General features: G+C 66.5%; 22 protein-coding genes and 1 tRNA gene. 7 read left to right on the top strand and 16 right to left on the bottom strand.

The window, feature by feature from the left end; genetic code table 11:
• The first annotated feature begins 7 nt into the window (after nucleotides 1-7).
• The gene (locus tag GV027_RS01365; RefSeq protein ID WP_159510710.1) at nucleotides 8-2,104 is read left to right on the top strand and encodes an alpha/beta hydrolase family protein; all 2,097 of its coding nucleotides are present in this window, start codon (nucleotides 8-10) and stop codon (nucleotides 2,102-2,104) included.
• A 110-nt stretch (nucleotides 2,105-2,214) separates the two neighbouring features.
• Here GV027_RS01365 and GV027_RS01360 read toward each other — a convergent pair whose 3' ends face one another.
• The gene (locus GV027_RS01360; RefSeq protein ID WP_159510709.1) at nucleotides 2,215-2,523 is read right to left on the bottom strand and encodes a hypothetical protein; all 309 of its coding nucleotides are present in this window, start codon (nucleotides 2,521-2,523) and stop codon (nucleotides 2,215-2,217) included.
• A gap of 92 nt (nucleotides 2,524-2,615) precedes the next feature.
• Between GV027_RS01360 and GV027_RS01355 the strand changes: the two genes are divergently transcribed.
• A complete protein-coding gene (locus GV027_RS01355; protein WP_159510708.1) occupies nucleotides 2,616-3,278 on the top strand; it encodes a Fe2+-dependent dioxygenase in 663 nt (220 codons plus the stop codon).
• A 21-nt stretch (nucleotides 3,279-3,299) separates the two neighbouring features.
• Here GV027_RS01355 and GV027_RS01350 read toward each other — a convergent pair whose 3' ends face one another.
• The 3 genes from GV027_RS01350 to GV027_RS01340 form a co-directional block, all read right to left on the bottom strand.
• Nucleotides 3,300-3,728, bottom strand: a complete 429-nt coding sequence (locus tag GV027_RS01350) for a DUF1810 domain-containing protein (protein ID WP_159510707.1) — start codon at nucleotides 3,726-3,728, stop codon at nucleotides 3,300-3,302.
• Nucleotides 3,729-3,794: 66 nt separating this feature from the next.
• Nucleotides 3,795-3,869: transfer RNA gene (locus GV027_RS01345), tRNA-Gln, on the bottom strand.
• 52 nt (nucleotides 3,870-3,921) lie between these two features.
• The gene (locus GV027_RS01340) at nucleotides 3,922-5,001 is read right to left on the bottom strand and encodes a branched-chain amino acid aminotransferase (RefSeq protein WP_031395653.1); all 1,080 of its coding nucleotides are present in this window, start codon (nucleotides 4,999-5,001) and stop codon (nucleotides 3,922-3,924) included.
• 106 nt (nucleotides 5,002-5,107) lie between these two features.
• On the opposite strand from GV027_RS01340, the gene GV027_RS01335 reads away from it, so the two are divergent.
• Entirely contained in the window at nucleotides 5,108-5,596 is a 489-nt protein-coding gene (locus GV027_RS01335) for a MarR family transcriptional regulator (protein ID WP_031395654.1), read from the top strand.
• Here the strand turns inward: GV027_RS01335 and GV027_RS01330 are convergent, their stop codons facing one another.
• The 5 genes from GV027_RS01330 to GV027_RS01310 all read right to left on the bottom strand — a co-directional run bounded on the left by GV027_RS01330 (nucleotide 5,597) and on the right by GV027_RS01310 (nucleotide 8,780).
• Nucleotides 5,597-6,412: a pyrroline-5-carboxylate reductase family protein gene (locus tag GV027_RS01330; protein WP_159510706.1), complete on the bottom strand. Its 816-nt coding sequence runs from the start codon at nucleotides 6,410-6,412 to the stop codon at nucleotides 5,597-5,599. It lies immediately after the preceding gene.
• A gap of 31 nt (nucleotides 6,413-6,443) precedes the next feature.
• A complete protein-coding gene (locus GV027_RS01325) occupies nucleotides 6,444-6,950 on the bottom strand; it encodes a YbjN domain-containing protein (RefSeq protein ID WP_031395656.1) in 507 nt (168 codons plus the stop codon).
• A gap of 97 nt (nucleotides 6,951-7,047) precedes the next feature.
• Nucleotides 7,048-7,302: an accessory factor UbiK family protein gene (locus GV027_RS01320; RefSeq protein WP_031395657.1), complete on the bottom strand. Its 255-nt coding sequence runs from the start codon at nucleotides 7,300-7,302 to the stop codon at nucleotides 7,048-7,050.
• A 38-nt stretch (nucleotides 7,303-7,340) separates the two neighbouring features.
• A complete protein-coding gene (locus GV027_RS01315) occupies nucleotides 7,341-7,859 on the bottom strand; it encodes a TspO/MBR family protein (protein ID WP_107933094.1) in 519 nt (172 codons plus the stop codon).
• A gap of 171 nt (nucleotides 7,860-8,030) precedes the next feature.
• The gene (locus GV027_RS01310; RefSeq protein WP_159510705.1) at nucleotides 8,031-8,780 is read right to left on the bottom strand and encodes a TlyA family RNA methyltransferase; all 750 of its coding nucleotides are present in this window, start codon (nucleotides 8,778-8,780) and stop codon (nucleotides 8,031-8,033) included.
• A gap of 187 nt (nucleotides 8,781-8,967) precedes the next feature.
• On the opposite strand from GV027_RS01310, the gene GV027_RS01305 reads away from it, so the two are divergent.
• Complete coding sequence (locus GV027_RS01305; protein ID WP_031439324.1) at nucleotides 8,968-9,639, top strand: RBBP9/YdeN family alpha/beta hydrolase; 672 nt, start codon at nucleotides 8,968-8,970, stop codon at nucleotides 9,637-9,639.
• Nucleotides 9,640-9,668: 29 nt separating this feature from the next.
• Here the strand turns inward: GV027_RS01305 and GV027_RS01300 are convergent, their stop codons facing one another.
• From GV027_RS01300 to GV027_RS01285, 4 genes are all read right to left on the bottom strand, one after another.
• Nucleotides 9,669-9,833, bottom strand: a complete 165-nt coding sequence (locus GV027_RS01300; protein WP_159510704.1) for a hypothetical protein — start codon at nucleotides 9,831-9,833, stop codon at nucleotides 9,669-9,671.
• Nucleotides 9,830-11,752: a 1-deoxy-D-xylulose-5-phosphate synthase gene (gene dxs, locus GV027_RS01295; RefSeq protein WP_159510703.1), complete on the bottom strand. Its 1,923-nt coding sequence runs from the start codon at nucleotides 11,750-11,752 to the stop codon at nucleotides 9,830-9,832. Before dxs ends, GV027_RS01300 begins: the two co-directional genes overlap by 4 nt.
• 127 nt (nucleotides 11,753-11,879) lie before the next feature.
• A complete protein-coding gene (locus GV027_RS01290) occupies nucleotides 11,880-12,353 on the bottom strand; it encodes a Fur family transcriptional regulator (protein ID WP_107933086.1) in 474 nt (157 codons plus the stop codon).
• A gap of 73 nt (nucleotides 12,354-12,426) precedes the next feature.
• Entirely contained in the window at nucleotides 12,427-12,819 is a 393-nt protein-coding gene (locus GV027_RS01285; protein WP_236558992.1) for a MerC domain-containing protein, read from the bottom strand.
• A gap of 237 nt (nucleotides 12,820-13,056) precedes the next feature.
• On the opposite strand from GV027_RS01285, the gene GV027_RS01280 reads away from it, so the two are divergent.
• The 3 genes from GV027_RS01280 (at nucleotide 13,057) to rpsI (ending at nucleotide 15,253) form a co-directional block, all read left to right on the top strand.
• Nucleotides 13,057-14,100, top strand: coding sequence for a COX15/CtaA family protein (locus tag GV027_RS01280; protein WP_159510701.1), 1,044 nt, complete (start codon nucleotides 13,057-13,059; stop codon nucleotides 14,098-14,100).
• Nucleotides 14,101-14,215: 115 nt separating this feature from the next.
• Entirely contained in the window at nucleotides 14,216-14,695 is a 480-nt protein-coding gene (gene rplM / locus GV027_RS01275; protein ID WP_037530138.1) for a 50S ribosomal protein L13, read from the top strand.
• A complete protein-coding gene (rpsI, locus tag GV027_RS01270; protein ID WP_043157976.1) occupies nucleotides 14,696-15,253 on the top strand; it encodes a 30S ribosomal protein S9 in 558 nt (185 codons plus the stop codon).
• 64 nt (nucleotides 15,254-15,317) lie between these two features.
• Here rpsI and GV027_RS01265 read toward each other — a convergent pair whose 3' ends face one another.
• The 3 genes from GV027_RS01265 to modA are packed head-to-tail and all read right to left on the bottom strand — an operon-like array spanning nucleotide 15,318 to nucleotide 17,373.
• Nucleotides 15,318-15,917, bottom strand: a complete 600-nt coding sequence (locus GV027_RS01265; RefSeq protein WP_159510700.1) for an ATP-binding cassette domain-containing protein — start codon at nucleotides 15,915-15,917, stop codon at nucleotides 15,318-15,320.
• Nucleotides 15,907-16,611: a molybdate ABC transporter permease subunit gene (gene modB, locus GV027_RS01260; RefSeq protein WP_037530133.1), complete on the bottom strand. Its 705-nt coding sequence runs from the start codon at nucleotides 16,609-16,611 to the stop codon at nucleotides 15,907-15,909. The genes GV027_RS01265 and modB overlap by 11 nt, the downstream gene beginning before the upstream one ends.
• Nucleotides 16,612-17,373 (bottom strand): molybdate ABC transporter substrate-binding protein, encoded by a 762-nt coding sequence (gene modA / locus GV027_RS01255; protein WP_159512669.1) that lies wholly within the window; start codon nucleotides 17,371-17,373, stop codon nucleotides 16,612-16,614.
• Nucleotides 17,374-17,388 lie beyond the last annotated feature (15 nt).

The following is a 17,388-nucleotide window of genomic DNA, read 5'->3' as shown; positions in this document are numbered from 1 at the left end:
ATCGGGCATGATCGCGCCTCGATCATCGTCAAAGGAGCCGTGCTTGCGCCTCACCCTTGTTCTCGCCCTGTTGTCGGCTGCCCCCGCCGTCGCGCAGCAGCAGCCGATCGCGGCCCCGGCCGACGCCCCGACGCGGCGCTTCACCGGCGCCGACCTGTTCGGCCTGTCGATCGCCGCGGACCCGCAGATCAGCCCTGACGGACGCACGATCGTCTATGTCCGCCGCACCGCCGACGTCATGACCGACCGTGTCCAGTCGTCGCTGTGGTTGATCGACGTCGCGACCGGTCGCCAGTCGCCGTTCGCCGCGCAAGGGTCCGACCCGCGCTGGTCCCCCGACGGCACGCGCGTCGCCTATGCCGCGCGCGACGGCGAGCAGTCGCAACTGTTCGTTCGCTGGATCGCGACCGGCACGAGCGCGCGGGTGACGGGCTTTCCCGGCGATCCGCAGGCGCTCGCCTGGTCGCCCGACGGCACCCGGCTCGCTTACGTCGCGACCGTCGCGGGCGAAGCGACGACGCTCGGCAAGGCACCGCCCAAGCCCGAGGGCGCGAAATGGGCCGAGCCGCTGACGGTGATCGACCGCGTCAATTATCGCAACGATGGCCCCGGCTATGTGAAGCCCGGCCGCGATCATCTGTTCGTCGTCGCGGCGGACGGCGGCGCGCCGCAACAGCTGACCTTCGGCGCGTTCGATGACGGCGGACCCTTGTCATGGACGCCCGACGGCCGCGGGATCGTGTTCGCCGCGATCCGCGGGCCCGATGCCGAGCGGCAGGTGATGAATTCGGACCTCATCGCGGTCGACACGACGAGCGGCGCGATGCGGACGCTGACGACCCGCGACGGCCCCGATGCGCAGCCGCGGATCTCCCCCGACGGCACGCGGATCGCGTGGCTCGGCTTCGACGACAAGCGGCGCAGTTACGAGAACACCCAGCTCTACCTCGGGGACCGCAACGCCGGCAGTCCCCGCTCGCTGACCGCCGCGCTCGATCGCGGGATCGAGGATGCGGTGTGGGCCGCCGACGGGCGCAGTCTTTATGCAAGCTATGACGATCACGGCCAGCGCCGGATTGCGCGCATCGGCCTCGACGGCCGGACGACGCCGCTGGTCGACAATGTCGCGGGCGGCGGGCTCGACCGGCCCTATACCGGAGGCGAGTTCTCCGTCGCGAGAGGCGGGACGATCGCCTATACCGGCGGCGACGGCAGCGCTCCTGCCGATATCTGGGTGTCGAGCGGTGGCAAGTCACGGCGGCTGACGCAGCTCAACGCGGTGATGACCGGCGCCAAGACGCTCGCGCCGATCCGCAAGATCGCGGTGACCGCGCCCGATGGCCGCGCGATCGACGCGTGGCTCGCGACGCCCGCCACGCGAACCCCCGGCCAGCGCGTGCCGCTGATCCTGGAAATCCATGGTGGCCCCAATAGCGCCTACGGCCCGGGGTTCGCGACCGACATGCAGCTCTATGCCGCGGCGGGCTATGCCGTGCTGTGGACCAATCCGCGCGGCTCGACCTCGTACGGCGAGGAGTTCGCCAACCTGATCGACAAGAAATACCCGTCCGACGATTATGGCGACCTGATCGCCGCGGTCGACGCGGCGATAGCGGATGGGACCGCGGATGCCGACAATCTGTTCGTCACCGGCGGATCGGGCGGCGGCGTGTTGACCGCCTGGATCGTCGGCAAGACCGACCGGTTCAAGGCCGCGGCGACGCAGAAGCCGGTGATCAACTGGGCGAGCGAGGCGCTGACGATGGACAATACGCTGTTCACCTCGCGCTACTGGTTCAGCAAGCTGCCATGGGAGGATCCGATGAGCTACTGGAACCGCTCGCCGCTCAGTCTCGTCGGCAACGTCAAGACGCCGACCCTGGTCGTGGTGGGCAGCGACGATTACCGCACGCCGGTTTCGGAATCCGAGCAATATTACGCCGCGTTGCAGATCCGCGGCGTACCGACCGCGCTCGTCAAGGTGCCGGGGGCGAGCCATGGCGGCTTCACCGCACGGCCGTCGCAATCCGCGGCAAAGGCCTCGGCGATCATCGCCTGGTTCGATCGCTATCGCGCCAAGCCGAGCGGATCACGCACCGACTGACCGTCCGTTCGTCACCGCCGGGGCGATGCCCATGGTGCAGTCTCGTGACTGCCGCACGGATCATGCCGATCCGTGCGGCAGTGCTGGTCACGCCAAAGGGCGTAGCCGGATCAGCGTTCGCCCTCGCCGCCCTCGTTTTCGCCACCCTCGCCGCGCTCGTTCTCACCACCCTCATACTCGCCTTCGCCGCGCTGGCCACGCTGCTGCTGCGCAGCCCGCGCGCGCCGCGGCGACGTCACCGCATGCCGAGCCTTGCCCGACCGAACGACGCGCCGACCTTCGCCCTCGCCCTCGCCCTCACCTTCACCGACCTGCTGAGCCGGCGGCGACAATGGCTTGGCGGCCGCGTCGCCGATGACGGCATGGCCCGATTGCGCGATCACAAAGGCGCCGACGCCCATCCACAATTTCGTACGCATACTATCTCCTCGGTCCCGACACGTTGGCCGGGAAGGCACTGAACTGTTAGGGGCGCGTCACCCGGCTCCATGCCGGATTTGCGAGATTTCCCATGATGATCATGATTGCCAACGTCCTGGATGCCGACAATCTCCAGTGGCTGCGAGATAATATGCGCAAGACCCGCTATGTCGACGGCCGACGGACGGCGGGGCGCGAGGCACGCCCTGTCAAACGCAACGAACAGGTCGACCGCGGCGACCCGTTGCTCGCCGAGATGCAGGACCTGGTCGTCGACCGGCTGCTCGACAATGCCCTGTTCCGCATGGCGACGCGGCCGCATGTCGTCCGCCCGCCGCTCTTCAGCCGCTATGATGCGGGCATGGCCTATGGCAGCCATGTCGACGATGCGATCATGGGCGGGATGCGGACCGATGTGTCGGTAACCGTCTTCCTCAGCGATCCGGAAGACTATGACGGCGGCGATCTGGTGATCGAATCCGCCGCCGGCGAACAGGACGTCAAGCTGCCTGCGGGCTCGGCGGTCTGCTATCCGACGACCTCGCTGCACCGCGTGGCGCCAGTCGTGTCGGGCGAGCGGCTTGCCGCGGTGACCTGGGTCCGGAGCCTCGTTCGGGACGCGGATGCGCGGGAACTGCTGTTCGACCTTGAAACCGCCCGACACGCGCTCTTCGAACGGCTGGGCAAGACGCCCGAACTCGACCTGCTCGCCAAGACGCAATCCAACCTTCTCCGGCGCTGGGCCGAGGACTGATCGACGCGACGCGGATCGTCGTCAGCTTGGTCTGTCGATGAGGCCGAGGGTGGCCGCGTCGCTCGTCCCGGCAAACCAGCGATCAAGCGCGGCACCGAAAAGCGGATCGGCCCCCGCCTCGCGAAACAGCGTCAGCGACGATCGCAGCTTCATCGCATCGACCTCACCGAAAACGGCCCGGGCGGTCACCCCCGTCAGCGCGTCGAGCGCTTCCACGCATTGCCGCAGACGCGCCCCGAGCACCGGATGCGCGAGATAGGCCCGCGCTTCCTCGAGTGACACGATCGCATAATGCTGCGCCATCGGGCTTCGTCCGAGCCCGGCAATCTGCGGGAAGATGAACCACATCCAGTGACTACGCTTGGCGCCGCGGCGTATCTCGGCAAGCGCGGACTCGTAGACTGCAGCCTGCGCAGTGACGAACCGTTCAAGATCATAAGGATGGGTCATCACCGCCTGCTTTCACTCAATCCTCGGCTCCCCATATATGGCAGAACCGATAGACGCAGGAAGAACTGGCTGGGGCGGCAGGGTTCGAACCTGCGCATGGCGGCATCAAAAGCCGCTGCCTTACCACTTGGCGACGCCCCAGCAGAGGCGGCCTTATAGCGGCGCGCCCCGACGAGAAAAGCCCTATCGCGTCTTAATCGAGTCGATGGACCCACCCATTGGCATCCGGCGCCAGACCGCGCTGGATCGCGACGAGCGAATCGCGGATCCGCAGCGTCATCGCGCCCGGCTCGCCGCCGCCGATCGTGAAGCGGCCCTCGGGCGACGCGACGGTCCCGATCGGGGTCACGACCGCGGCAGTGCCGCAGGCGAACGCCTCGACAAGCTTGCCGCTCGCCGCGTCGGCGCGCCACTGGTCAATCGCATAGGGCTCCTCGCGCACGGTGATCCCCTGCGCCCGCGCGAGCGTCAGGATCGAATCGCGGGTGATGCCGGGCAGGATCGTGCCCGTGAGAGCGGGGGTCGACAGGCTGCCGTCCGCAAACACGAAGAAGACGTTCATGCCGCCGAGTTCCTCGACCCAGCGACGCTCGACCGCATCGAGGAAGACGACCTGGTCACAGCCCTGGCTGATCGCTTCCTTCTGCGCGAGCAGGCTGGCGGCATAATTGCCGCCGCACTTCGCCGCACCCGTGCCGCCCTGTGCCGCGCGCGTGTAATGCTGGCTGACCCAGATCGAGACCGCCGAGGCACCGCCCTTGAAATAGGCACCGACCGACGAGGCGAGCACCATGTAGAGATATTCCGCGCTCGGCTTGACCCCCAGGAACACCTCGCTCGCGAACATGAACGGTCGCAGATACAACGCGCCGCCGTCGCTGTCGGGAATCCAGTCCTGATCCGTCCGGACCAGCCGCTCGACCGATTCGAGGAACAGCGACTCGGGAAGCTCCGGCATCGCCATCCGGCGTGCCGAATCCTGGAAACGCCGCGCATTGGCTTCGGGCCGGAAGAGCGCGGTGCCGCCATCGGCGAGTCGATAGGCCTTCATCCCCTCGAAGATTTCCTGCGCATAGTGCAGAACAGACGATGCGGGATCCATCATGATCGGCGCGCGCGTGGTGATCCTGGCATCGTGCCAGCCCTTCGCGTCACTGAAGCGGATCATCGCCATATGGTCGGTGAAGACCCGGCCGAAGCCGGGATCGATCAGGCGCTGCGCACGCTCGTTCGCAGCGACCGGATCGCCACACGGTTCGAACGAAAATGTCATGCTCGCGTCTGGGGACGATGAGGCCTGCGACAACGGAGGATGCATTGAATTTTTCTCTCTTTCCACGGCTTGCCGTCGACTAGGACCGAAGACTAAACCGGTCAACATGGCTGCCTCAGCATCACCCGCTTCACCCCTGTTTCTTCGCGAACCCGAACTGCGTCGCGGCATGGAACTCCTGTACTTTGGTCAGAGCCATCTGGTCCGGTCGATCGATGCGGGGCTCGCGGAGCAGGGGCTGGGGCGCGCGCACCACCGCGCCCTGTATTTCATCGCCCGCAAGCCGGACATGACGGTCAGCGAGCTGCTGTCGCTGCTCGCGATCACCAAGCAGTCGCTCGGTCGCGTGCTGAACGAACTTAGCGATCGTGGCTTTATCGAGGTCCGTCCCGGCGATCGTGACCGGCGTCAGCGGCTGCTGCGCTTGACGCCGGTCGGCAGCAAGATGGAGAGCGACCTGTTCGAAGCCGCGCGACAGAAGATGTCCGCAGCCTATAATCACGCCGGCCATGGTGCGGTTGCGGGCTATTGGGCGGTGCTCGAAGGCCTGATTCCGGAAGAGGAACGCGAGCAGGTGATAAAGCTGCGCGGCTGACTAAAGCGGCGCGAGGTCGCCGCGGGCGTTTGCCGCCATCTGCGCATTCCGCCGTGCCGAGGCCGCCAGCGTGCGGGACATCAGGGAGACCAGTGCATCGCCGTCGTCGAGCACGTTCAGCCCTTCCCGCGTCGACCCACCAGGGCTCGCGACCCGGTCCGCCAGCACCGCCGGCGAAACGTCCGCAGCACCGGCCATCCGCGCAGATCCGTCGAGCGTCGCGATCGCGAGCCGAGCCGCCTGATCCGCCGGCAGGCCGAGCGCCTGCCCCGCCTTGGCCAGCGCGTCGGCAAAGCGGAACACGAAACCCGGCCCGCATCCTGCCAGCGCGGTGACGGCATCGAACTGCGCCTCTGCGGCGATCCACTCGACCAGGCCGAGCGGCGTCATCAACGCCTCCGCGGTCGCACGCGCCGCGCCGTCATCCGTCGCGCCGTGCAGCGCAACCACGCCGCGGCCGATCGCAACCGGCAGGTTGGGCATCGCCCGAACCACCGCCTGTGCCTGAGACAGACGGTCGAGTGCGGCGATCTCGACCCCCGCGAGGATCGAAATCAGCAGCTTTGGCGCATAGCGCGCGAACACCGGCGTCTTCAGCGCGCCGAGCTGCTGCGGCTTCAGCGCGAGCATGACGGTTTCGGCAGAAAAGTCGTCGGGGTCGGGCAAAGCGGCGACGACGTGCACACCGGGTGGCATCACGCGCAAACTGGGACTGACGACGGTCACGCTGTCGGGTGAAAGGCCGTCGGCAAGCCAGCGGGCCAGCATCGCCCCGCCCATATTGCCACAGCCGATCATCAGGATCCGCCCGGTCATCGGCACGCCGCGCCCGGGGAAACGCGCGTGATCACGCCTCGCCCTGGGTTTCGATCAATGCCGAGGCAAGCGCGTCCGCCGGCGTCTTCCCGCCCCACAGGACGAACTGGAACACCGGATAGAAGCGCTCGCATTCCTCGATCGCCGATTCGACGAGCAGTTCGGCAGCCGACAGCGACATCGTGCCATCCTCACCGCCATCGACCATCGCCGCGTGACGGAACAGCAGGATCCCGCTCGTCGACCAGAGTTCGAAATGGCCGATCCAGAGCTGCTCGTTGGCGAGCCCGATCGTCTCGTAGACCGCCTGACGCCGTTCATCGGGCACCTTGATGTCCGGAAACGCCAGGAACTGCAGCACGCTGTCATCCTCGCGCCACAAGGCGCGCAGTTCGTACGTCGTCCAGCTGCCCTTTACGGTCGCGACGATCTCGTCGTCGTGACGTTCATGTTCCCATCCATGCGCAGCATAATAGGCTTCGAGCATGTCGATGGGCGCAGCATCGTCCTGGTCATGGTCGGCGTGGTCGAGCATCATTACGTCCTGGCACTCCTTGTCACGCGACAAAGGGTGCCGGGGCAAAAATGCTCCGACAACCCCGTTCGATCCGAATGCCCAGAAATCTGTGGAAAAGTCAGACGCCGACCTGCATTTTTGCTTCGAGAGCGTCGAGCCGGGCCTTCAGCGCGTCATTTTCGTCGCGCGCGGCGGCCGCCATCGACTTGACCGCGTCGAACTCCTCACGGCTCACGAAATCGAGGCCGCCGAGCCATTCACGGGCACGCTCGCGAACCCCAGACTGCGCTTCGCGGCCGACACCGGCAAAGGTTCCTGCGGCGCCGTTGAGGACCTTCACGAAATCGTCGAACATCCGGTTTTCGGACTGCATTGTCATCATCCTGCTAGTAACTCGCGCCGCGCGCCTCTTCACAACATCTGGGAGGTGCGCGTCGTCGGCACAAGGGTTTCGGCCTCGGGGTTGAGCCGGCCTATACCGTATGTGAGCATTCCCGCAAAGCTGATCCACACCATATAGGGCACCATCAGCCACGCCGCCCCGCGCCGGATACGCGCGAACAGGAATGTCGCCGCGATCGAGAGCAGCAGCATCGCGACGATGACGAGCACCGACGCCCCGATTCGGTGCGCGCCGAAGAACAGCGGCGTCCAGGCAAGATTCAACACGAACTGCGCGGCAAACAAGGCGATCGCGCGCCCTCGCCCCCGCGCGCCGCGCGCATTGAGGATCATTGCGAGAGCCAGGCCGAGCAGCACGTAGAGCGTCGACCAGGCGACCGGAAACGCCCAGCCTGGCGGAGTGAGCGCGGGCTTCACCAGGCTGGTGTACCAGGCACTTTCGCTCCCCACCGGGACCGCGCGCCCGGCCAGAAAGCCCAGCAGGACGATCAACGGAACGGTCACGATCGCCCAGCGCAGGAACGACATCCTCAGCTGGCCCTTCGAAGCGATGCCTCCCACATACGTCCTTTCAAGACTGATCGGCTTAGTCCTGCCGCGGGAACGCCCTGCCGTAAACCGCAACATGCATGGACCGATCGGGAAGTGTGTCATTCTGCGATGGCCGATCCGGGTCCAGCGCGGGCAGCATCCGGATCCTCAGTCGCGTGGCGCGGCGATCGCATGCGCGGCGATCAGGAACTCGATATTGCCCTCGGGGCCGGTGATCGGGCTCTCGACGACGCCCTCGACCTGCCAGCCCTTTGCCTCGAGCCAGACCGCGACCTCGCCGCAGACGCGCGCATGGACGGCCGGATCGCGGATCACCCCGCCCTTTCCGACCTCTTCGCGCCCCGCCTCGAACTGCGGCTTGACGAGCGCGAGCAGCCGCGCGCCGGGACGTGCGAATCCGATCGGGCGCTCGAGCACCTTGGCCAGCCCGATAAAGCTAGCATCGCAGACGATCAGGTCGACCGGTTCGGGGATATGCGCGTCGGTCAGGATGCGCGCGCTGGTCTGTTCATGGACGATCACGCGCGGGTCCTGGCGGAGTTTCCACGCAAGCTGGTTGGTCCCGCTGTCGACGGCATAGACGCGGGCGACCCCGTTGCTGAGCAGCACGTCGGTAAACCCACCGGTCGACGAGCCGACGTCGATCGCCACCGCATCCGTGACCGTCCAGCCGAAATGTGTGAGCCCGTGCGCAAGCTTGATCCCGCCGCGCGACACCCAGGGGTGATCGCGACCCCGCACGTCGAGGACGACGTCGTCCGCCAGCGTCTGCCCCGGCTTGTCGACCTTGCGCGTGCCGGCAAAGACCAGCCCCGCCATGATCAGCGCCTGGGCGCGCGTCCGCGACTCGACCAGTCCCCTGTCGACCAGCATCTGGTCCGCGCGTTGCTTTGCCATACGCCCAGCCTATCGCCCCGGCGTCCGATCATCGCAAGCTGCCTTCCTTTTGCCGCAATGTCTATTGCCCACTGAACTGGTAGGATTATCTTGCGGACTGGGATCGTGATCGGTCGACGTCCCCTAGAGCGGCGATCGATCACGATCCCACCCCCGGGCTTCGGGGGTCTGGAGAAGGAGAGGCGTCGTGGGTTCTTTTGCACCATATGATAGCGTTCAACCGACCATCCTGACGGTTCCCGGGCTCGGTGGCTCCGGCCCGTCCCATTGGCAGACCCTGTGGGAAGATGCCCGGCCGGATACCGTCCGGGTCGAACTGGGGATGTGGAACACGCCGCATCGCAACGCCTGGGTTACGCGACTCGACGAGGCGATCCGGCGCGCGCAGGCCCCCGTCATCCTTGCCGCGCACAGTCTTGGCTGCCTTGCGGTGGCGTGGTGGGCCGAGCTGAGCCCGCAACCCTATGGCTGGCCCGTCGCGGGGGCATTGCTCGTCGCGCCCGCCGATGTCGATCGCGGTGGGGCCCAGGCCGAGCTCAAGGGCTTTTCACCGACCCCGCGCGGCCCCCTGCCCTTCCCCTCGATCGTCGTCGCGAGCAGCGACGATCCGTGGGTTACGCCCGATCGCGCGCACAGCATGGCCGCCGACTGGGGCAGTCATTTCGTCGATGCCGGCCCGCAGGGGCATCTCAATGCCGCGAGCGGTATCGGCTGGTGGCGCGAGGGACAGGATCTGCTCGAGCGGGTGATCGCCGCGAGTGGCGACGGTCACGGGCAAGCGCTGCCGCCGAGCCAGGCGCGATCGATCCTCGCCGTCAGCGCAACCGACGCGGCCCACTCCCACTATCTGGGCAGATAGGCAGGCGCGAGTCGGGCAGTCGTTCCGGATCAGCCGCGCAGTGTGTCGTCTGCCGGCATCTGCTGATCCTGCTGGTCCGCGGCGCGTGCCGCGGCCAGACCGGCGCGCATCCGCCGCCACATGGCGATGTTCAGCGACACCATCACGATCACCGCGAGCGCGATGATCACGATGGCCTTGGTCGGCCCGCTCATGCGCGCGCTTCGGCGACCCCGCCCGAATTATGGCGCAGCGCCTTAAGCACGGTTTCCACCAGCGCCGCCGAATCGAGCCCGGCCTCGGCATATTGCGCGTCGGGCTTGTCCTGATCCTGGAAGAGATCCGGTAGGCGCAGCGTGCGCAGCTTCAGCCCGCCATCGATCAGCCCTTCATCACTGGCCAGCGTCAGCACATGCGCCCCAAAACCGCCGACCGCGCCCTCCTCGATCGTGACCGCGACCTCGTGCGTGGTGAGCAGCTTGCGGATCATCTCGACGTCGAGAGGCTTGGCGAAGCGCAGATCGGCGACGGTGGTCGACAACCCCTTGGCCTCGAGCACATCGGCGGCCTTCAACGCCTCCTCGAGCCGCGTGCCGAGCGACAGGATCGCCACGGCCTTGCCCTCACGAACGATCCGGCCCTTGCCGATCTCGAGCAGTTCGGGCGTGGCAGGCAAGGCGACGCCCGTGCCGTTGCCGCGCGGGTAGCGCACCGCGATCGGCCCGGTGTCATACTGCGCCGCGGTGTGCGTCATATGGACCAGCTCGGCTTCGTCCGCCGCCGCCATCACGACGAAATTCGGCAGCGTCGCGAGATAGGTCACATCGAACGATCCGGCATGCGTCGCGCCATCCGCTCCGACCAGCCCGGCGCGATCGATCGCGAAGCGCACCGGCAGGTTCTGGATCGCGACGTCATGGACGACCTGGTCATAGGCCCGCTGCAGGAACGTCGAATAAATCGCGCAGAACGGCCGCATCCCCTGCGCGGCAAGCCCCGCCGCGAAGGTCACGCCGTGCTGTTCGGCGATGCCGACATCGAAGAAGCGATCGGGATAGGCCTTGGCGAACGCATCGAGGCCGGTGCCCGACGGCATCGCCGCGGTGATCGCACAGATCCGGTCGTCCTTGGCGGCCTCGGCGACGAGCTGCGCACCGAAGACGTTCTGATATTGCGGCGGTCCCGGCGGGGCCTTGGTCTGCACGCCCGAGATCACGTCGAACTTCTGCACGCCGTGATATTTGTCGGCCGCGGCCTCGGCGGGCGCATAGCCCTTGCCCTTCTTGGTCACGACATGGACGAGGATCGGGCCCTCCTCCGCGTCGCGCACATTCTCGAGCACGGGAATCAGATGCTCGAGATTATGCCCGTCGATCGGGCCGACATAATAAAAGCCGAGTTCCTCGAACAGCGTACCGCCCATCGTCATGCCGCGTGCGAACTCGTCGGTCTTCCGCGCAGCGTTGTGGAACGGCCGCGGCAGGCGGCGTGCGAGCTTCTTGGCAAGCTCGCGAATGCCCAGGAATTCGCGGCTCGACACGATCCGGCTGAGATAGGCCGACAGGCCGCCGACCGGCGGCGCGATCGACATGTCATTGTCGTTCAGGATCACGACGAGGCGATTGCCCGCCTGCTCGGCATTGTTCATCGCCTCATAGGCCATGCCCGCCGACATCGCGCCGTCGCCGATCACGGCAATGCCCTTGCCCGGCGTGCCCGCGATCTTGTTGGCGACCGCGAAGCCGAGCGCGGCCGAGATCGACGTCGAGGAATGCGCGGCGCCGAACGGGTCGTATTCGCTCTCGCTCCGCTTGGTGAAGCCGCTGAGGCCGCCACCCTGGCGCAACGTCCGGATCCGGTCGCGGCGGCCCGTCAGGATCTTGTGCGGATAGCATTGATGCCCGACGTCCCAGACCAGACGATCGCGCGGCGTATCGAACACATAATGAATCGCGGTCGTCAGTTCGACCACACCGAGCCCCGATCCGAGGTGGCCACCGGTCGTCCCGACGGCCGAGATCGTCTCGGTCCGCAGTTCATCGGCAAGCCGGCGAAGCTGGTCGGGTTTCAGCTTGCGCAGGTCATCGGGGGTCGAAACCGTGTCGAGCAACGGGGTTACAGGAGTATCTGCCATCCCACCGGCTTATCGCAGCACAGGTTTGGTGTCGATTGTTACCGAACGAAACCCCGCCATCTGCGGATATTTCTACGCAGCGACGCCAGATTAGTTACCCCGTCATGGCGCTAGCAGCCTTCCTCGATCAGCGCTGCGCCTCGCATGCGGCACACCGGCCGCGGACTTCGATGACCGGGCGGACAGGCACGAAACCGGCCGAAACCGCCGCGTTGCGGACGCCGCGGGTGATCACGTCATTGTCGATATGCGTCGTCTGCCCGCACGAATCGCACACCAGGAAGATGCAGTCGTGAAGGCAATCGGGATGGGCGTTGGCGACATACGCGTTCGCACTCTCGACCCGTCGCGCCAGGTTCGCACCCACGAAGAGGTCGAGAATTCGGTAAACGCTGTTGGCAGCGACGCGCCGCCCCTCCGCCTTCGACACGGCTTCCGCGATGTCATAGGCCGAGGCCGGCTTGTCGAAGCCAGCCAGCGCGGAAAACACGCTGGCGCGCATCGTCGTCCACTGTTCGCCCGATTTTTCCAGCGTCGCCTGTGCGGCAACATTGAGGTCGGCGCCTTGCGGCTCATGATGTGAATGCGAATGCGTTGCCATTATGCCGTGAATCTAGGGTGCCGCAGGACCGGCGACAAGCAGCGACCGCGCCGGGGCGATCGTGCGGCCCGGCTCAGCTGTCGGCGCGGCGGTTCAGATCGTGCCCGAACGCGAGCAACGCGACACCTATGATCGTCCAGAGCGTCTCACCGCTTCCCGAATCATGCGGCAGCGTCATTGCCCCCGCCATGATCCCGAGCCCGAACGCACCCATCGCGGCCGGCATCGCATAGCCATGATGAAGGATCCCCCGCCCCAGCGCGACCGCACCGAACAGGATCGCGATCGTCAGCCCGACTTCGTGGAAGATAGGATCGAGCAGCACGCCGCCCGCGGTCGACATCAGTGCAACCAGCACCGACGTTGCCAGACAGTGCACCATGCACAGACCCGAAAGCCCGATCGCATAGCGATCCAGGCCTGCGATCCAGGTCGGATGCGCATGGGTATGGTGGTGGGCGGTCATCGACATCGTTCGGCTCAGATAGTCCATCAGAGGAAAGGATACAACATCACATTCGACCGAACGCCCGCCGTCCGCTCGCTTTTTTTCCAGGAAAAGGACGCTCGATCGACGTCGTGATCAATCCTGCGCGTGCGCTCTTTCTTAACGCGCCGTGCGCGGCTCCCGGCCCGGTAGAAACCCGGCGGCCGATAACCCCTGATACTCGACGCCCCAGTCAGACAGGCGTAGAGCCGTGCGATGCTCCAGCCCAGTGCCGCCTTCCTGTCCACAGCACGCCCGCGGGCGGTCGCGATCTGGCTTCTTATCGTCGCGGCGATGATCGTCGGTATCGTCGTCGTGGGCGGGATAACGCGCCTGACCAATTCGGGTCTCTCGATTACCGAATGGAAGCCGATCACCGGCATCATCCCGCCACTCACGCTTGCGCAGTGGCAGGCGGAATTCGCGAACTACAAACAGATCCCCGAATATAGCCAGCTCAACAGTGGCATGACGCTCGACGGGTTCAAGGCGATCTTCTTCTGGGAATATCTCCATCGCGCGCTGGCACGGACGATCGGCGCGGCGTTCGCGATCCCGCTCCTGTGGTTCGCGCTGCGCCGGGAGATCCCGGTCGGCTATGGCTGGCGACTCGGCGCGCTGCTGGCGCTCGGTGCGCTTCAGGGCGCGGTCGGCTGGTGGATGGTGAAGTCCGGGCTGTCCGTTCGCACCGACGTCAGCCACATTCGTCTGGCGGTCCATCTGATGACCGCGCTCGTCACGCTCGCCGGCATCGTCTGGACGGCGCTGGACCTGCTCGCACTCCATCGCTCGAAGCTTGCGGCGCCAGCCCGCCTCGTGCCGATCGCGATCACCGCGTTCGCGCTGCTGTTCGTTCAATTGGTCTATGGCGCGTTCACCGCAGGGCTCGACGCTGGCTATGCCTTTGCGAGCTGGCCGCTGATGGGCGACAGCCTGTTCCCGGGCGGCGTCCCGATGCTGTCACCCGGCTGGATCAACGCCGTCGACAACCCGATCGTCGTGCAGTTCATTCACCGGTGGCTCGCCTTCGCCACCGCTGCCGGGCTCGTATGGCTCGCGGTCCGCGCGACGCAGCATGGTTCGCGCGCCGGCTTCTGGGTGGTCGGGCTCGTCACGCTGCAGGTCTTTCTGGGGATCGCGACGCTCATGACCGGCGTCGCCATCCATGTCGCGGTCGCGCATCAGGCCAACGCGGCGCTGTTGCTGATCGCCACGGTATTTGCCGCGCACCGGCTCGGCAATCCGCCCAAGGTATCATGATACCCGCCATGAAACCGGCGGAAAGCTTGACTTAAACACGCCTTTTTGCCATTGCCGCCTCGTTAGCGCCGTCCGTCGTGGCGGCGCATATCGTTTCAGCAAAGGTCTCAGCCCCATGAAGGCGCTCATGAAGACCACCAAGTCGGCCAAGCCGCACGAGGTGGAGAAGAAATGGCATATCGTCGATGCCGAGGATCTGGTGGTCGGTCGCGCAGCGTCGATCATCGCCAACGTCCTGCGCGGCAAGCACAAGACGTCGTTCACCCCGCATGTCGATTGCGGTGACAACGTCGTCGTGATCAACGCCGACAAGATCCGCTTCACCGGCAACAAGGCCGCGAAGAAGGTCTATTACAAGCACACCGGTTATGCCGGCGGCATCAAGGGCATCACTGCCGCCAAGGTTCTCGACGGCCGCTTCCCGGAGCGCGTTCTCGAAAAGGCCGTTGAGCGCATGATCCCGCGCGGTCCGCTTGGCCGTGAGCAGATGCGCAACCTGCGTATCTTCAAGGGTACCGAGCATCCGCATGAGGCACAGAACCCCGAGGTTCTCGACATCGCCAGCATGAATCGCAAGAACAAGGTGGGTGCGTAAATGACCGACAACCGCCAGTCGCTCGCCGATCTCGCGAGCCTGACCAACCAGCCCGCACCGGCTGCTCCGGCCGCCCAGTCGCTGCCGACCAGCGAAGGCGACATCGCAGCGCCCGTCTCCAACGAGCCGGTCCGCGAGCCGATGCCGCTCCGCGAGCAGATCCTCGACAAGCAGGGTCGCGCCTATGCGACCGGCCGTCGCAAGGACGCCGTCGCTCGCGTCTGGGTCAAGCCCGGCACCGGCAAGATCACGATCAACGGTCGTGACCAGGAAGTGTATTTCGCACGTCCGACGCTGCGTCTCGTCATCAACCAGGTGTTCGGCATCACCGAGCGCGAAGGTCAGTATGACGTCGTCTGCACCGTCAAGGGCGGTGGCCTTTCGGGCCAGGCCGGCGCGGTCAAGCATGGCATCAGCCAGGCGCTGACCCGCTTCGAGCCGGTGCTGCGTGCATCGGTCAAGGCAGCAGGCTTCCTGACGCGCGACAGCCGCGTCGTCGAGCGCAAGAAGTACGGCAAGGCGAAGGCCCGTCGTAGCTTCCAGTTCTCGAAGCGCTAAACGCTTTACCGAGCTACGAACGAGGCGGTCCGGGTTTTCCCGGGCCGCCTTTTTCATGCCTGCGCTACATCCGTACGACGCGGGTGCCGATCCGTGCGGCCTCGTCGGGGTCGTGGGTCACCATCAGGATCGGCAAGCGCATCGCGTCGCGCAGATGCTCGATCACGCGGACGATCTCCTCGCGGCGCGGTCGGTCGAGCGACGCCAGCGGCTCGTCGAGCAGCAGGAAGCGCGGGTTGCTGAGCAACGCACGTCCGATCGCCACGCGCTGCGCTTCGCCCCCCGAGAGCGACCGCGGCCAGCGGTCGAGCAGATGCCCGATTCCTAGGAAGCCGATCCGCTCCTCGAACCCCGACGTGTCGCGGCCGGCGCCGTAAAGCAGGTTAGCGCGCACCTTCAGATGGGGGAAAAGCCGCGCCTCCTGAAATACATAGCCCGCACGGCGGTGTTCCGGTGGCAGGTTGACGCCCTCCCCAAACAGCGTGACGCCATCGACGACGATCCGGCCTTGGTCGGGCGTGAGCAGCCCGGCGACCATCTTCAGGATGCTGGTCTTGCCGACGCCGGACGGTCCGAACAGCACCGTCGCGCCGTCGCCCGCCGCCAGCGTCAGCGCGACCTCGGCATCGCCCAGTCGCTTGCGGACGTCGATCTCAAAGGACATGCAGCCCCCTGCCCGCGCGCCGCGTCAGCAGTTCGGACGCGACCAGTGCGATCAGCGACAGCGCGACCGAAATCGCCGAGAGCCGCCATACCAGCATCTCCGCGCCTGGTTGTTGAAGCGCCGAATAGATCGCCAAAGGCAGCGTCTGCGTCTCGCCCGGCACGTTGGAGACGAACGTGATCGTCGCCCCGAACTCGCCGATCGATCGCGCGAAGCCGAGAACCGCGCCCGCGAGCACGCCCGGTACGCTCAGCGGCAGCGTGACCGTCCAGAACACCCGCCACGGCCCCGCGCCCAGCGTCCGCGCCGCACTTTCAAGCCGTGCATCGACCGCCTCGATCGACAGCCGCATCGCGCGCACCATCAGCGGCAGCGCCATGACCCCCGCCGCGATCGCCGCACCGGTCCAGCGGAACAGCACGCTGACCCCGAACCACGACTGCAGCCAGCCGCCCACCGGGCCGTTCGGCGCAAAGGCGAGCAGCAGCAGCCACCCCGTCACGACCGGCGGCACGACGAGCGGCAGGTGGATCACCGCATCGACGAGGATCCGCCCGGGAAACCGCACGCGGGCCAGCAACCAGGCGAAGCCGAACGCGATTGGCAATGTGATCAGCATGGCGACGGCGCCGACCTTCAGCGACAGACCGACGATCCCCCATTCCGCCGGTGTCAGGACGAACCCATCCGTCACTCAGCGCGCCGAAAAGCCGTAACGCACGAAGATCGCCTTGCCCTGCCGCGACGTCAGGAAACGGCGGAACGCCTCGGCTTCAGGATTGCGCGACGTTATCAGCCGGGCGATCGGATAGGTTATCGCCGGATGCGTCGATGCGGGAAACACGCCCGCGATCCTGACACGCGTCGATGCCTTGGCGTCGGTCGCATAGACGATCCCAAGGGGTGCCGCGCCGCGTTCGACGAGCGCCAGCGTCGCGCGGACGTTTTCGGCGCGCACGACGCGCGGTGCGACCTGTTTCCACACGCCGAGCGCCTCCAGCGCCTCCTGGCCGTACCGCCCCGCAGGGACGGGCGTATCCGCCATGGCGAGTGGCCCCGCGGTCAGGACCCGCGCGAGTGCTGCAGGCGGGCGTGACGGGATCCGCACCGTCGTCCCCGCCGCCGCCGCGACGACCAGCCGGTTTCCCAGGAACGTCACGCGCGACGCAGGGACGATCAGGCGGCGCTTCGCCAGCTCATTCATCCAGTCCTCGTCAGCGGACATAAACAGATCCGCTGTCGCGCCGGCCTCGACCTGCCGTGCCAGCGCCGACGAGGCCGCAAACGAGATCGTCGGGCGCACATGCCCCTTCGCCGCCCACGCATCGGCGGCCGCGGTCATCGATTCCTGCAGGCTCGCCGCCGCCAGCACGAGCGGTGCCGCGCGCTGTGCAGCGTCAGCGCCCGTCGCGACGCCGCTGACGGCCAGCATGGCGACCAATACCGGATACTTCATCATGTCCCCTCAGGC

This window comes from Sphingomonas sp. T1, assembly GCF_902506585.1.
GTDB lineage: Bacteria > Pseudomonadota > Alphaproteobacteria > Sphingomonadales > Sphingomonadaceae > Sphingomonas > Sphingomonas aerolata.
The sequence above is the reverse complement of the archived record's forward strand: the minus strand, read 5'-3'. Positions and strand labels throughout refer to the sequence as shown.